Source organism: Aeromonas allosaccharophila (assembly GCF_016026615.1).
Classification (GTDB): domain Bacteria; phylum Pseudomonadota; class Gammaproteobacteria; order Enterobacterales; family Aeromonadaceae; genus Aeromonas; species Aeromonas allosaccharophila.
Map to the genome: position 1 here is coordinate 866715 of NZ_CP065745.1, position 15335 is coordinate 882049.

Below are 15335 nucleotides of genomic sequence, written 5' to 3' on the forward strand. Positions count from 1 at the left end.
AGAGCCGGCAATTGCCGGCTCTTTGTTTATCTCTGCGTGGATTGTTTTTTATACGGCCGCAAGGACCGGGGGAGTCAGGCCAGCGCCTGGGCCAGCAGGTGGATCGGATGTTCACAGCGGAAGCAGGTGCTCATCTCGATCTGCCATTTGCAGGTTTCGCAATCTGTGATCACCAGATCGGGGGCCAGGCGGTTGATCTGATCAAACAGCCCTTCGCCGATGGTCTGGCTGGTTTCGTAGTTCTCCGACTTGAAGCCGTAGGTGCCGGCGATACCGCAGCACTGGGACTCCAGTACCGTCACCTTGACTCCGGGAATGGCGCGCAGCAATTCGAGGGTGTAGATGACGCCGCCCATCTTTTCCATGTGGCAGGGGGTGTGGTAGGCGATGTGCAGATTGAGCGGCTTCATCGCCGGTTTGTTGCCCTTGTAGAACTCGTTCCACAGGAAGCGGGTCACCAGCGAGATGCGATCCCGCACCTTGTGGTTGTCCTGCTCCAGCAGGTGGGGATATTCATCGCGCAGGGTGAAGCCGCAGGTCGAGGAGGTGGCCAGCAGCGGCATCTCGTTGCCGAGCAGGGAGTTCTCCATCTGCTGGATGTTGAAGGCCGCCTGCTGCTTGGCCTTGTCCATAAAGCCGTTGGCAATCAGCGGTACGCCGCAGCACTTCTCCCGCTCCAGCAACTGCACCCCGATGTTCATGGCGTTGAGTACCTGCACCAGTTCCTTGCCGAGCTGCGGGTGGTTGTAGTTGACGTAGCAGCCGTGGAAATAGGCAATCTGGCGGGCAAAACGGGCCTGAGTCTCTTTCTGCTTCTTGTACCAGCCGCGGAAGGTGCCCTGGGAGTATTTGGGCAGGTCGCGGTGGGAGGAGACCCCCAGCGCCTTGTCCAGCACCAGTTTCATCGGCTTTAGGCCGGTGGTGAAGTTGACCACGGGGGCCATCAGGGTAGACATGCTGCCCATCAAGTCGGTGTGGGAGAGCACGAACTCGCGGATCCCCGGTTTGAAACCGCTGTACTGGTGCTTGGCCTTGGCGATGATGTCGCCGATGCGCACTCCGCTCGGGCAGGCCACTTCACAGCGTTTGCAGTTGGTGCAGTGCTTGAGGGCGCTGTCGAACAGCTCCGGGCTCTTGATCCGCAGCCGCTCCCCATCCGGGCCCGCCTGTTTCGGGCCGGGGTAGGCGGGGTTGGCCTTGGCCACCGGGCAGTAGGCGGTACAGACGGTGCATTTGATGCACTGATCGAAAGTTTGGTTGGCGTGATCCAGTAGCATGTCAGTTCTCCTCCCGGCGATGATGAAGACACGGGATATGGGACAAAGTAATCATTGGGCCGCGCCCAGAATATGGCCGGCGGCTTGCCAGCCGGTGGCAACGGCAACACCGGAGCCGGAGCCTTCTCTAATAGGATCGTAATGGGCCAAGACACTGCCGGCGCCATAGAGGTTGACCAGCGGCTTGCCGCCGCGCAGCACCCGCAGCTTGTCGTCAGTCTTGACCCCGAAGCCCATAAAGGGGTGGTGGTCGAACAGGCGGCGACCGGCCCAGGCGTCGCGCTCTTCCAGACTCAGCACATCGGCATCGAAGATCGGCTCGCGGATGCCGCGCAGACGGGATTCGAGCCCGCGACTGAAGAAGCTGCCGGAGGCGAGCACGAAGTTGTCCGCTTCAAATAGCTGATCGTCACCATTCTGGCTGTGCACGCCGATGACGCGATCGCCCTCGTAGCGGGCGCCCAGCACCCGTTCGCTGGTGAGGAAGGTGCCGCCAAGGGCCATGAAGCGGCGCTTGAGCGCCTCCTGCATCCGCATACCGATCAGCGACGGCGGCATAGTGGCCACCTCCTTGATAGTGCAGCCGGTGCGCTGCTCCAGCTCCGCCAGGCGCGGGCCGACCAGACCCAGCGAGAGGCAGGCAGGCAGCACGATATGGCGGCAGCCCGGTTCGCCACACTCCAGCACCATGCGGCTGATCTCGCGGGCCAGGTCCGCCACCAGATGGTGCTTGTCGCACAGGCGGGCGATGTCGGCGGAGCGAAACTCGTGGGGGTTGCGGCTGAATTCCGCCAGCTGGGGCAGGCGTACTTCACCGGTCAGAATGCGGCAGTGGGCGAAGCGGGGATGGGTCGCCAGATTGGCGGCCGCCAGCGCCGGGTGAAAGTCGCGAAAGCCCTCGAGGGTGGCCAGCAGTAGTACATCCGGGATCGGTGCATCGGTGACGCAGGCACAGGTATCGGGGGAGAGCCAGGTGCGCTTGAGGGTGCCGATGGGGGTCAGGCGCTGGTGATTGGTCTCGTGGCGCACCAGCGGCAGCCCCTGCTCGGCGCAGTGGCGCTGCAGATCGGCGAGGCTCGCTTCGATATTTTGCATCCCTACCTTGCTGTAGGGGTGATCCGGATGGGCGGCCATAAAGGCGGGCAGGGCAGCGCGGGGATCTCCCTCGCTCTCCAGCAGATCGATCGAGCCGGAGGAGAAGTGCAGCGCACTCTGGCCGGAGGCCATCAGTAGGGTCTTCTGGCCTGCCTCTACCAGCCGCAGGGCGGCCGAAAGTCCCGCCATGCCACCGCCGATAACGATATTGTCAAACTTCATGACGGCTCTCCTTGTGAGTGGTCTCGCTGGTTGGGCCGCGAGGCGTATCGGCAACCAGTTGTGGCGCCGTCCACTCCCCCAGGCCAAACAGCCCTTCGTAGATCCAGTAGGTGAACTCGGCCTCGCGCAGGGCATCGCCCCACAGTACGGGGCGGGTCCCCTTGTAACGCTCCTCGAGGAACTGGCGCAGCATGACGCAGGCCTGACGACCGTCAGCCTTGCCATACTCCTGCATCAGACCGGCGGCGCGGTAGGCGCACAGCTCGCCCTGACAGGGGCCCATCCCCAGACGGGTGCGGCGGCGCAGGTCGATGAGGTTGTCCACATCCAGCTCGCGCAGGGCGTATTCGATTTCGCCTGCGGTGACCATTTCGCACTCGCAGATGAGGGCGTTGGCTTTCGGATTGTCACGGAAGAAGGCGATGACCCGCTCGCCGTGGCGGTATTGGGCGGAGCCTTCGACCGGCACCGAGAGACCGGGAGCGGAGACCTTTTCCGGATCCCGTGAGCCGGGGAGGCTCAGTGTGGCGGTCTGGCAGGGCTTGGAATTACCCAGCTTCTTGGCCAGCAGATCGGTGGCCCATTCCGCCATCAGGCGGTAGGTCATCAGCTTGCCGCCGGTGATGGTGTTGAAGCCCTTGAGGCCATCGCGCTCGGCGTGATCCAGCAGCACGATACCGCGGCTGATGTTGCGGCCGGTGTCGTCACCGTCCACCGCCACCAGCGGGCGTACCCCGGCGTAGGCGCGCAGCAGACGGGTGCGGGCCATGATGGGGGCGAGCTTGATCCCCTCGCGCAGCAGCACCTCGACCTCTTCGGGTTCCACGGTGAGCTGGTCAATCTTGTTGTAATCGATGCGACTCGACGTGGTACCGATAAGGGAGATGGTATCGCCCGGCACCAGAATGTCCGCATCCGCCGGTTTGCGGGCGCGGTTGAGCACCAACTGGTTGATGCGGTAATCCATGATGAGCAGGGAGCCCTTGGCCGGGAACATGCGGATGCCGAGATCGGCGTATTCGCAAATTTGCTGGCCCCAGATGCCGGCGGCGTTGATCACCTCCTGACACTCCACCTCGAACGCTTCGCCGGTGCGGGTGTTGATCGCCTTGACCCCGTGTACCCGATCCTGCGTGCGGAGCAGCCCCAGCACCTTGCTGTGGGTGAAGATGCGCGCGCCATGCTCTTTCGCGTCCAGCACGTTGGCGGCGGCGAGGCGGAATGGATCGACCGTGCCGTCCGGCACATGGATGGCGCCGATCATCGCCGGGTTGGCGTTGGGTTCGAGCAGCAGTGCTTCGCGGGGATCGAGCTGGCGGGTGTCGATACCGGCCAGGGCGCAGGCATCCATAAAGGTGCGTTGGAAATTGATATCATCTTCCGGCAGGGTGAGGAAGAGGCCGCCCGTGTCCTCGACGCAGTGGCTGGCAATCCGCTTGAGGATGCGGTTTTCCTGGATGCATTCGCGGGCGGACTCCTGATCCGTTACCGCGTAGCGAGCACCGGAGTGCAGCAGGCCGTGGTTGCGGCCGGTGGTGCCAGCGGCGATATCATCGCGCTCGAGCAGGATGCAGTCGATGCCGCGCAGTGCGCAATCGCGCATGATGCCGGCCCCTGTGGCACCGCCGCCTATGATGACGACTTGTGTGGTTATTCTTTTCATTGTTGCCCGTCTCATCTCTTCCAGATGAGGCCAGTGTGGCGCACTTCTGAGTGGAAATGTTTGATATGGGCCAAATTTGCGTTCGCAAACGCTCATTTGCTCGCGCGTTAATGAGCATTATGTGACATTTGTCACGCTTGTCATCGCATCGGTTTGTGGGCAGGTGGAATTGTACCGCGAATTTGGCGTCTTATATTTTGTATAGATGTCATTCTGCAAACGGTGCAATGCGCTGCGATTATTTGCACCCTACGTGTTTCGTCAATCCACTGGGGGGGGGTGGCTGAGCGCCATGCCTCGCCAAGGCAACAAAAGGGGCGATCTGCGCCCCGAATTCTTTATAATGCCCCCCTTTAAAACCGCCGGATGCAGGTTCGGCGCGCGCTGATGGCTGGCTACGTCATCAGGCAGATCATCAGGATTGAGAAACGGTTATGCATACTCTGGAACAGTTGCGCGCAGGTGAACTGTGCGGTGCCCGCCATCTGAAGCTTTGTGAAAACCTGGCGGTTTTCCCACCCGAGATCCTGAGCCTGAAAGAGACGCTGGAGGTGCTGGATCTCACCGGTAACCAGTTAAGCACGCTCCCTGACGAGCTGGCCGAGTTTAGCAAACTGCGCATCATCTTCTGCTCCGAGAACCGCTTTACCGAGCTGCCCGAGGTGCTGGGGCGCTGTCCGGCGCTCACCATGGTGGGCTTTAAGGCCAACCGGATTGCCACCGTCTCGGCCAAGTCGCTGCCAGCGAGGTTGCGCTGGTTGATCCTGACCGACAACGCGGTGCAGCAGTTGCCCGATGAATTGGGCCAGTGCGACGCCCTGCAAAAGCTGATGCTGGCGGGCAACCGCCTGCGCGCGCTGCCCGCGAGCCTTGCCAACTGTCGCAATCTGGAGCTGCTGCGCATCGCCGCCAACCGCATCGAACGTTTCCCCGAGTGGCTGCTGTCGCTGCCGCGCCTTTCATGGCTTGCCTACTCCGGCAACCCCTTTAGTGAAGGGGAGGAGGTGCGGGCCATCGATGATGCCCATGTCGCACCCCTTGCCTGGGAGACGCTGGTGCTGGGCGAGTTGCTGGGGCAGGGGGCATCCGGCGTTATCCATCGCGCCACTATTTCTGATGACATGGTTGGTGACATGGCTGATGAGAGCGCCGATGAGGTGAGTCAGGCGGGCGACAGTGCCGAGCTGAGTCAGGTGGCGGTCAAGCTGTTCAAGGGGGCGGTAACCAGCGACGGGTTGCCCCGCTGCGAAATGGCGGCGTCGCTGGCGGCGGGCAACCATCCCAACCTTATCAAGGTGATGGGCAAGGTGGTGGATCACCCCTCCGGCATTCCGGCGCTGTTGATGGAGCTGATCGACCCGGCCTTTGCCAATCTGGCGGGGCCGCCGAGCCTGGACTCCTGCACCCGGGATGTCTATCCCGAGGGGCTGCGCCTCTGTGTCTCGGATGCGCTGGCGATGGCCCATGGCATTGCCTCGGTGGCGGGCCATCTGCACCGCGCGGGCATCATGCACGGGGATCTCTACGGCCACAATATTCTGTTTGCCCGTGGCCCTGACGCCCCGTCTCGCGCTCTGCTCGGGGATTTCGGCGCGGCTTCCTTATATGACCGCAGTAACCGCGAGCGGGCCGTGGGCCTTGAGCGACTGGAAGTGCGTGCCTTTGGCTGCCTCCTGGAAGAGCTGTTGGCTCATTGCGATACGCAAGACTCACCGCTTGATGGGTTGCATCAGCTCAAAGCGGCCTGCCTCTCGGAAGTCCCCGCCGAACGCCCCGATTTTGCTTATATCGAGCGTCAGCTGGCGGCCGCTCACGCCACGCTGTCGTGATCTTTCTGGTGTTGGCAGGCGCTGTTTGGCCTGCCAACGTCATTCCTTTTATTCATTCATCGCCATACACCCATGACGTTTTTGCATGGGTTGGTATGTCTTGTCCGTCATAAACGCAGCCAATAGTGCCCATTGCGACTGCGAGGCGCACGGCAAGGGGAAGTCCCGTCATTCGCCCGATAACACGCAGAGGCTGCGCGGCAAAAAGGGGAGGGCAGAGGGTTGCGCAGTGCCGGTTAAGTTGTGATATTGAGGCATCTTTAGTACAGAAGGGTAATAACGATGGAAGCTGCGTTTTGGCATCAGCGTTGGGAAGAGAACCGGATTGGCTTTCATCAGGCGGACTTCAACCATTGGCTGCAATCCTGGTGGTCGGCCCAGCAAGCGGACGAGCCGGTGCTGGTTCCCCTGTGTGGCAAGTCCCGCGACATGCTCTGGCTGAGCGCTCAGGGCCATCCGGTTGACGGTTTCGAGCTATCCAGCCTTGCCGTCAGCCAGTTCTTCAGTGAAAACCAGCTCGCCGCGACCGTGAGCGAGGTGGGCCCTTATCAGTGCCATCAAGTGGACAGCCTGCGCATTTTTCAGGGGGATTTTTTCGCCGCCCCCAGTCTGGGTCGCCGTTACCGGCTGGTCTATGACCGCGCGGCGCTGATCGCCCTGCCGACCGCGATGCGCCGCCAGTATGCAGCCCTGATCAGTTCGCTGGTCGAGACCGGTGGCCAGATCCTGCTGGTGACCCTCGAATATCAGCCTGAGCAGCAGAGTCAGCCCCCCTTCTCGGTGGGTGAGATGGAGGTGCGGGCGCTGTTTGAACGGGACTTTCGCATCGAGGTATTGGGGCGCGCCGCCGAGGTGGATCACCCGCGGGTGCTGTCGGGTCAGCTCTCCTACTTCGATGAGGTGGCCTACCGGCTGGTTCGCCGTGGCTAACGGGCGGCCAAAGGGTGATCTGCGCCGACAAATCATCGGGCTGTGCGCTCTTCGCTACCTCCTTTGACGTAGATCAACGTGACTGACGGGGGGAGTGCCTAATATGAGGCTGTTTCTCAATCACTGTTGGCATTGCAAAGCGAGTATCGGGTCTTTCCCGCTTGCTGATCAGCAACTCAGTGTCTGATTTTCACGCTCATGTTCACTTTTGGCGGCTTTGGTCGCAATTGTTATGGTTTTTCCAGCCGACCCTGATGGGTCGGCTTTTTATTGTCTGCGATTTGCCGTGGGAAGGAAAAACGGGGGAGTGCGAGGCCTGATCAGGCCTCGAAGGTGGCGGCATTGAGCCGAAATGCCCGTGGATCGTCGATAAACTGGCCGGTGATCCGCTCGTCATGTTCGTGCCCCAGGCCATAGCTGCAGAGGATCAGTCGATCGGAGGTGCGCGAGCGCAGCTGGGTGATAAAGCGCACCAGATCGGCACGACTCAATTTGCCCACCTCATCGCAGACCCGTTCCCGCTGATCGAATCCCAGATCCTTGTTGCCGATGCTGACCCACAGCCGCTGGCCGCGACTGCGCAGATTGGCATCCCGCTCGCTCAGCTGGGCTTGCAGCCCCGCCTTGCTCTCCTGCCACTGCTGCTCGGTGAATTCGAGCATGGCGAGCGGGAAGAGATCGATAAATTCCTCCACCGCATCGAGCAGGATCTGCGGCCCCGCCACGGGCGACTGGATATAGAAGATCAGGCCCGGGTGGCGATTGAGGGGCAGGTTGCCGGCGCCCACTACATAACCCAGTTGCTGGCGGGTGCGCAGCTCATGGAAGAAGGTGGAGGACATGATGTGGTTCGCCAGGGTAAAGCAGGCGAGATCCCGCGCCCGGGTGGTGCGGGACTGGTAGTAGACCAACAGTGCCGAGTCTTCGTGATCGCAACCCTGCTCGCGAATAAGGGTGCCCCTGTCCTGAATGGAGATGAGCGGGCGGCGGGTCTCGCCGCTCGGCTTGCTGCTGGTGCCATTGATATCGCTCAGGTGGCGCTCCATCATGGCGGCCAGCTCCAGTGCTTCGGCAGCGGTCCAGTCGCCGTGTACCAGCGCCTCGACATGCACCTCGCCAAACAGCTTGGCGACAAAGGCGGGCATCTCTGAGAGCTCTACCGTGCGCAGGTGGCGCAGCAGCTGCTCGAACGGCGGGTTGTTTGGTTGCAGCAGGCTAGTGAGCTGGTTGAACAGCTGGGAGATGGGGCGCGCCTTGGACTGGTTGTCCCAGTTGCGAATGAGCTGCTCCTTGATCTCGCTAAAGCGGCCCGGATCCGGATATCCCAGTGTGCGGTTGCCGAGGATCATGTCGAGCAAGAGCGGCTGCTTGTCGGCAAAGCCGCTCAGGTTGATGGTAAAGCCCCCCTGATGGGCATAGATCTGGTAGCCCAGCCCCGCCAGCTCCGCCGGATAGGTGAGGGCGTTGAGGTGGTCGGCCAAGAGCTCCACGGCGAGACGCGCCATGGCGATATTGCGCGGATTTTTGACCGCATGTTCGCTGTCGATGGAGATATAGAGATTGCCCTTGGGCACGTTGAACAGGTGCTCATGGAGGTGCCAGAGGCGAAAACCGGGGCGATCGATAAGGCATGCGGGCATGTCGGCCGCAAGCTCCGGCGTGCGTGGATCGAGCCGGTTGCTGATAAAGGGGTTGGGCTTGGGCAACGCCAGCGCCGGATCCGGTTCACTCTGTTGCCAGCGGATCTTCTCGCTTTCGGTGATGGTCGCCACGCTGTAGGGAGTTTGATACCAGCGAGCTAGCCGATCGGTCGCCACTTCCGGCGCAGTGATGGTGATGCGCAGGTTGTGCGGGGTGAGCTTGGCGAGGAAGCGGTGGATCAGCCCCTCGTCATATTCGCGCATCATGTAGTCGCCGTAGAGCAGATCCTCAGGTTTGTAGCTAAAGAGGTTGAGCACCAGCCCTGAGACGGTATCGAGGGGGCGGCCGCGCTCCTGAAAGCGGAACGCCGATTCGAGCACGGTCCGTTTTTCGTCATAGCGCCAGCTCTGCAGCCCTTCGCGGCCAATCAGTTTCAGATAGCCAAACAGGGCGGCGAGGATGTCGTCCACATGTTCAAGGCCCAGGGGAGTGAGGCCGAAGTTGACGCCAAAATCCTTGAAGTTGGCGCCGCTGATGCCACCGCCCGCCGAGAGCTGGTTGACCCAGCCTTTCGCTTTGAGCAGGGAGAGCAGGCTGCCATCCCCCTCGTAACCAATCAGATGGCTCAGGAAGGTGAGGGGCTTTTTGTCGTAAAACTCGTCCACATTGGGCAAGGGGAAGCTGAGCGACAGCTTGCGAGTCTCCTTGACCGGATTGATGTGGATGCGCACGCCGAGATCATCGAGCCGATAGAGCGGCATGGTGAGGGTCGGGGTTCCCAAATTGCGATTCAAAATGGGAGCAAAATAGCGACAGCACCACTGCAACTGGGTATCGATGGATTCCGGCGAGATCATCACCAGCGCCATGCGATCCGCGCTGTAGTGGCTTTCGTAAAACCGGATAAGGTCGGAGCGCAGATCCCGCCCCGGCAGATCGGCCAGGGTATCGAGGTTGCCCACCGAGAATTTGGAGAAGGGGTGCGCCGGATTGACCGTCTCTTTATGCACCTGATAACTGCGGCGCATGTCGTCCTGCAGCTTGAGGCGATACTCGGAGTCGACCGCGTTGCGCTCCTTGTCCACCCACTCCGGATCAAACGTGGGGCAGATAAAGAACTGGGCGAAGCGATCCAGCCCCGCTTCGAAGAAGCCGTTGTCGATCTCGAAGAAGAAGTTGGTGAATTCCGTACCGGTCCAGGCATTGTTGCTGCCGCCATGACGGCTCATAAATTGCTGGTATTCACCTGGCTTGGGGTAAGTGGCGGTGCCGAGAAACAGCATGTGTTCCAGAAAATGGGCCATCCCCTGGCGGTCGGCGGGATCGTCAAAATGACCGGTATTGACCGCCAGAGAAGCGGCGGATTTGTCGGTATCGGGATCACAAATCAACAAGACCCTGAGCCGGTTGGCCAGCTCCAGAAAATGGTATTGCCGATGGTCATTGGGACTGGCATATGGGCTCATTGGCGTGTGACTCACGTTGGATTTATTTGAATTTAAACATGATTATCGACCCCGCTATCCCGTCAGGCAAACCCTTTTCTGAGAGGTAGCGCAATTGTTTCCACACCCGTAGCGGGGTAAGATCCCCCGGCTATCAAAACAGGCCCGTTGGGCGAGGTTGTAATGAAGATCTATATCATGCGTCATGGCCAGGCTGGCATGAATGCGAAAACAGATGAACAGCGTCCATTGACCGAGCAGGGTATTGAAGAGTCTATCCAGATGGCCCGCTGGCTGGCGCCTCAGCTGATTGGCCCGCTGGATCGGGTGATCCACAGCAACTATTTGCGGGCACGCCAGACCTGGCAAGCCATATGCAGTGAATTACCTGACGCAGCAGCCGTTGAAGAGAGTGGCGACATTACCCCTTATGGTGATCCCGCTTTCGTGGCCAGCTACCTCACCACCCTGGCTGAACAACATGACCAGATCCTGATGGTCAGCCATCTGCCGCTGGTGGGTTATTTGGTGCAAAGCCTCTGCCCGGCCGCAGGAGCGCCCATGTTTGCCACCTCGGGCATCGCCTGTATCGAGTGGCACCATGGCAAAGGAGCCTTGCTCTGGCTCGAAGGGCCGCATACAATAGGCTAAAAGTTAATAAAAAGTTATAGATTGAATTTTTTGGGAAGAGATGGGCGAGTTTTCCGGATTTTTATAAATATTTTACGGAATTAATTCGCAGAAGCTGCTGTCATACGGATACAACTGCAAGAGGTTGCAAACGATGAGAGTGTTCAAGAAGTACCTGCCACTGATGGTGGCAAAGCATGTCAAAACCTTCTTTAAAGGTCGGATTTACATCCATGGTCGGGGGCGGTTTGATTTCCAATCCGGTTTGTTGCTGATGCCGAATCCGGCGGATATTCCCCACCGCCAGACAGTCACCGAGGTCAACGAGCTGATCTCCAGACTGCACATGGATGCCGCGTGATGCGCTTCTGAACGTGTTTCTGCACTGATATGCCCGCACTTTTGCGGGCATATTTGTTTCTGGCTGCGGGCCTTCGCGCGATGCCCGGCCAGCTCCGCACCTTTGTTTCTCTCCCGTCGCCCCCTATACTGGCTCGCTGTTGTCTCTTCGGTCTGGATCGTCTCATGCCCCTTGCCTTTCTGTTTCCCTTCTCCTGCATTGCCATCTGGGCTGGCAATGGCATCGTCAGCAAACTGGCGGTCGGCGTGTTGTCCCCCGCGGCCTTGGCCTGGTCACGTTGGGTGGTGGCGGCGTTGGTATTAAGCCCGTTTCTGGCCCGTCGGGTATGGCGTGTACGCGCTCGCCTGCGTGCTGGTCTTTGGCAGATCGCCATGCTGGCGCTGCTGGGCATGGTGCTCAACCAGACCTTTGGTTACTACGCGGCGCAAACCATGGGGGCCACCGAGATGGGGTTGATGATGGGACTGACGCCACTGTTGACGGTGTTGCTCAGCATCTGGCTGCTGCGCGAGCGGCCCACCTGGGGTGCCGTGCTGGGTGCGCTGCTCTCCATCTTTGGCTTGTCTATCTTGCTGGGGCAGGGGGATCCGACCCGGCTGTTTACCCAGGGTATTCATATCGGCTCGGTCTACATGCTGCTCTCGGCGGGTACTTATGCCCTCTATAGCGTGCTGCTCAAGAAGTGGGATCTGGGGCTCGACAACTGGTCGTTGCTCTACGGTCAGGTGCTCTGCAGCGTGGTGATCCTGACCCCCTTCTTTCTGCTGGTGGATGGTCAGCTGCCCGAGGGGCGGGCGCTCTGGCTGATCTTTTATGCGGGGATCCCCGCGTCGGCACTCTGTCCCTGGCTCTGGATGCAGGGGATCACCCTGCTCGGTGCCAACCGTACCGCCATCTTTATGAACCTGCTGCCGGTGATGACGGCTGGTCTTGCCATCACCCTGCTGGGGGAGCGGCTGACCAGCTATCACCTGATCGGGGGCGGTCTGACTCTGCTGGGTGTCTTGCTGGCACAGCTACTGGTGCGTCCGGTGGCGGTGGGGCGTCGCCGGGGGGCGTTGGCGCCCTGTCCCGAAGAGTAAGTTTGCGCGAACGCGTAAGTGGGCCCAATGGCCCGCTGGTCGCCGATGAAAAAGCGCCTGCAGCAATGCAGGCGCTTTTTTTATGATCAGGCTGTGCCAGACAGGTTACTGGGCGACCAGATAGAGGTCCCGGCTATAGACGATGTCTTGCGGGCTCTCATAGGGATAACCCTTGACGAATGGCTTGAGCAGTCGCGATTTGACGTAGAAGTAGAGCGGCGCGATAGGGGCGTCAGCCTCGATCAATGCTTCTGCCTGCTGGTAGAGCTGATTGCGCTCGGCAGCATCCTGCGAGTCGTGAGCCTTGGCCAGCAGGGCATCGTACTCCTTGTTGAACCACTTGCCACTGTTGGCGCTGCTGCTGGAGGTCAGGATATCGAGGAAGGTGGAGGCATCGTTATAGTCCCCGTTCCAGGAGTAGCGGCTCACTCCGAAATCCCCCTCGTTGAGTGCCGAGACCATGGTTTTCCACTCCATGTTGTTGAGGGTGGCAGTGACCCCCAGGTTGTGTTTCCACATGGAGGAGACAGCCAGCGCGATCTTTTTGTGGCTCTCGTTGGTGTTGTAGAGGATATCCACGCTGAGCGGTTTGTCCGGGCCATAACCCGCTTCGGCCAACAGCGCTTTGGCCTGCTTGATCCGATCTTCTTTGCTCTGCTGCTGACTGGCCGGTTTTTTCAGGTCAAAGCCATCGACACTCGGTGGGGTCAGGCTGAAGGCGGGCAGTTGCCCTTGTCCCAGGATCTTGTCGGTGATTGTCTCCCGGTCGAGGGCCAGCGAGAGCGCCTTGCGCACTTTCGGATCATCGAACGGTTTGCGGTTCACGTTGAACACATAGTAATAGGTGGCGAGCATGGGGGCGCTGACCAGATCTTGCGGGCTCTGGCTCTTGATGTGCTTGTACTGCTCCAGCGGGTAGGTGGTGTAGTGCAGCTCGCCGGTGCGGTAGCGGTTGTAAGCGGCGGTTTCGGAGACGATCTCCAGATAGACCACCTTGTTCAGGACGGTGTGCTGGTTGTCCCAGTAATGGGTATTGCGCTCGGCACTCAGCCGCTCGTTGGGGGTCCACTCCTTGAGCACGAACGCGCCGTTGGAGACGATATTGCCCGGTTTGACCCACTCCTTGCCGAATTTTTCAATGGTGGCTTTGGGGGCCGGGAACGTGGTGTAGTGGGCCAGCATCTTCAGGAAGAAGGGGACCGGATTTTTCAGGGTCACCTGCAGGGTGTGGTCATCCAGCGCCTTGATCCCGAGCTCTGACGGGCTCTTCTTGCCCTGGATCACCTCGCCAGCATTGACCACACCGGTTAACTCGATAAACCAGGCGTAGTTGGAGGCGGTCTTGGGATCGGCTGCCCGTTGCCAGCCGTAGACATAATCGGCGGCGGTGACCGGTTCACCGTTAGACCATTTGGCCTCGGGTCTCAGCTTGAAGGTGTAGACGGTACCGGTCTTGTCGACCTCGTAACTGACGGCGCCAGCGGGCTGGGTCTTGCCTTTGCCATCCAGTACGTAGAGCCCTTCAAACAGATCGTTGACGATCTCGCTGCCGGCACTCTCTTCCACCAGCTGGGGGTCGATGGTGGTGGGCTCGGTGCCGATATTGGTCACGTAGATTTGTTGGGCATCCGGCAGCAGCTTGGTACCGGCAGGCACCTGGGCTGCCCAGGCGGGAAGGGCAAACAGTCCGGCTACCATGCCGGCAATGAGAGTCTTGTTCATTGATAATCCTTGAGTTTTATTTGCTTCCAAAGCGAAATCAGTGTGCTGGATTGGCGATCGGATCTCAAGAGGCAATGGCTGAAGGGTAAGCAGGCCCATCAGACTCCATTTTAAATGGCGCAAGGCCAGTCAGCTCGTGGCTTGCCGCAGGTTATTGCCACGAATTAAGGGGCCAAAAGTTATCGAATGAAACCGTATAAAAGGCGCCAGTTACCATAAAATCAGCTGAAATAGCCTAATTATTAAGCCGCTTAATTCGCTGCAAAAACAAAAAACAGACGTTACATTAGGTTACAAATCAAGGCCGCCGGAGATCGGCATTTTTTTTGCCGACGCCTGCAAACGTTTTCAATGCCAACGGATGCGATCTAAAGGAACAAAAATGCGAAACATGATCACCATGGGTGAGTTCATCGTCAAAAAGCAGGCGGATTATCCTACCGCGACCGGCGAGCTGACCTCGTTGCTCAGCTCAATCCGCCTTGCTGCCAAGGTGGTGAACCGGGAGATCAACAAGGCGGGACTGGCGGATATCATCGGTTCCATGGGCGCTGAAAACGTACAGGGCGAGGTGCAGCAGAAGCTGGATGTCTACGCCAACGAACGCTTCAAGGCGGCACTGGAAGCGCGCGGCGAGGTGTGCGGCATGGCCTCGGAAGAGGAAGAGGACTTTGTAGCCTTTGACTCGCCGCTCTCCAAAAACTCCAAGTATGTGGTGCTGATCGACCCGCTCGATGGCTCCTCCAACATCGACGTCAACGTCTCGGTCGGCACCATCTTCTCCATCTACCGACGCTTGAGCCCGCAGGGTTCACCGGTGATGCTGGAGGACTTCCTGCAACCGGGCAACCGTCAGGTCGCCGCCGGTTATGTGGTCTACGGCTCCTCCACCATGCTGGTCTACACCACCGGCTTTGGCGTCAATGGCTTTACCTACGACCCTTCCATCGGCTGCTTCTGTCTCTCTCACGAGAACATCCGTATTCCGGAAGAGGGCAAGATCTACTCCATCAACGAGGGTAACTACATCAAGTTCCCGGACGGGGTGAAGAAGTACCTGAAATATTGTCAGGAGCGCGACGAGGCGACCCACCGACCCTACACCTCCCGCTATATCGGTTCCCTGGTCTCCGATTTCCATCGCAACCTGCTCAAGGGCGGCATCTACATTTATCCGTCCGGTACCAACTCGCCGAACGGCAAGCTGCGCCTGCTCTATGAGTGCAACCCGATGGCGTTTCTGGTGGAGCAGGCCGGTGGCAAGGCCTCCGACGGCTTTGGCCGGATCATGGATATCCAGCCCACTGCGTTGCACCAGCGTACCCCTTACTTCGTGGGCTCGACCAAGATGGTGGAGCGGGCCGAGGCCTTTATGCGCGAGTTCTCCGCCCACGAGGATCCGGCCAATCAGGGCTGATAGTACGCAGCTGTCAGATAG

11 protein-coding genes are annotated in these 15335 nt (G+C 59.9%); 6 read left to right on the top strand and 5 right to left on the bottom strand.

The window, feature by feature from the left end; genetic code table 11:
• Positions 1-74: 74 nt before the first annotated feature.
• From glpC to glpA, 3 genes are read right to left on the bottom strand one after another with little or no spacing between them, the layout of a single operon-like run.
• Complete coding sequence (gene glpC, locus I6G90_RS03865) at positions 75-1277, bottom strand: anaerobic glycerol-3-phosphate dehydrogenase subunit GlpC (RefSeq protein WP_197929811.1); 1203 nt, start codon at positions 1275-1277, stop codon at positions 75-77.
• Between the two features lie 51 nt (positions 1278-1328).
• On the bottom strand, positions 1329-2594 hold the full coding sequence (glpB, locus tag I6G90_RS03870) for a glycerol-3-phosphate dehydrogenase subunit GlpB (RefSeq protein ID WP_111807999.1): 1266 nt from the start codon (positions 2592-2594) through the stop codon (positions 1329-1331).
• Entirely contained in the window at positions 2584-4257 is a 1674-nt protein-coding gene (gene glpA, locus I6G90_RS03875; RefSeq protein WP_042657182.1) for an anaerobic glycerol-3-phosphate dehydrogenase subunit A, read from the bottom strand. Before glpA ends, glpB begins: the two co-directional genes overlap by 11 nt.
• A gap of 434 nt (positions 4258-4691) precedes the next feature.
• Here glpA and I6G90_RS03880 point away from each other — a divergent pair, with 434 nt between their 5' ends.
• Together I6G90_RS03880 and I6G90_RS03885 are read left to right on the top strand one after the other, a co-directional pair.
• Positions 4692-6086 carry a leucine-rich repeat-containing protein kinase family protein gene (locus I6G90_RS03880; RefSeq protein WP_197929813.1) on the top strand — a complete coding sequence of 465 codons (1395 nt, stop codon included), beginning with the start codon at positions 4692-4694 and terminating at the stop codon, positions 6084-6086.
• A 282-nt stretch (positions 6087-6368) separates the two neighbouring features.
• Entirely contained in the window at positions 6369-7016 is a 648-nt protein-coding gene (locus I6G90_RS03885; RefSeq protein ID WP_005337003.1) for a thiopurine S-methyltransferase, read from the top strand.
• 320 nt (positions 7017-7336) lie between these two features.
• On the opposite strand, the gene I6G90_RS03890 is transcribed toward I6G90_RS03885, so the two are convergent.
• Positions 7337-10123, bottom strand: a complete 2787-nt coding sequence (locus tag I6G90_RS03890) for an insulinase family protein (RefSeq protein WP_197929815.1) — start codon at positions 10121-10123, stop codon at positions 7337-7339.
• 162 nt (positions 10124-10285) lie between these two features.
• On the opposite strand from I6G90_RS03890, the gene sixA reads away from it, so the two are divergent.
• The 3 genes from sixA to I6G90_RS03905 all read left to right on the top strand — a co-directional run bounded on the left by sixA (position 10286) and on the right by I6G90_RS03905 (position 12175).
• Positions 10286-10753 carry a phosphohistidine phosphatase SixA gene (gene sixA, locus I6G90_RS03895; RefSeq protein WP_111808517.1) on the top strand — a complete coding sequence of 156 codons (468 nt, stop codon included), beginning with the start codon at positions 10286-10288 and terminating at the stop codon, positions 10751-10753.
• A gap of 133 nt (positions 10754-10886) precedes the next feature.
• On the top strand, positions 10887-11093 hold the full coding sequence (locus I6G90_RS03900; protein ID WP_005336998.1) for a DUF1107 domain-containing protein: 207 nt from the start codon (positions 10887-10889) through the stop codon (positions 11091-11093).
• 164 nt (positions 11094-11257) lie between these two features.
• Positions 11258-12175 (top strand): DMT family transporter, encoded by a 918-nt coding sequence (locus tag I6G90_RS03905; protein WP_197929817.1) that lies wholly within the window; start codon positions 11258-11260, stop codon positions 12173-12175.
• Positions 12176-12280: 105 nt separating this feature from the next.
• Here the strand turns inward: I6G90_RS03905 and I6G90_RS03910 are convergent, their stop codons facing one another.
• Complete coding sequence (locus I6G90_RS03910) at positions 12281-13897, bottom strand: peptide ABC transporter substrate-binding protein (protein ID WP_197929819.1); 1617 nt, start codon at positions 13895-13897, stop codon at positions 12281-12283.
• Between the two features lie 382 nt (positions 13898-14279).
• On the opposite strand from I6G90_RS03910, the gene fbp reads away from it, so the two are divergent.
• A complete protein-coding gene (gene fbp / locus I6G90_RS03915; protein ID WP_197929821.1) occupies positions 14280-15314 on the top strand; it encodes a class 1 fructose-bisphosphatase in 1035 nt (344 codons plus the stop codon).
• The last annotated feature ends 21 nt before the right edge of the window (positions 15315-15335 follow it).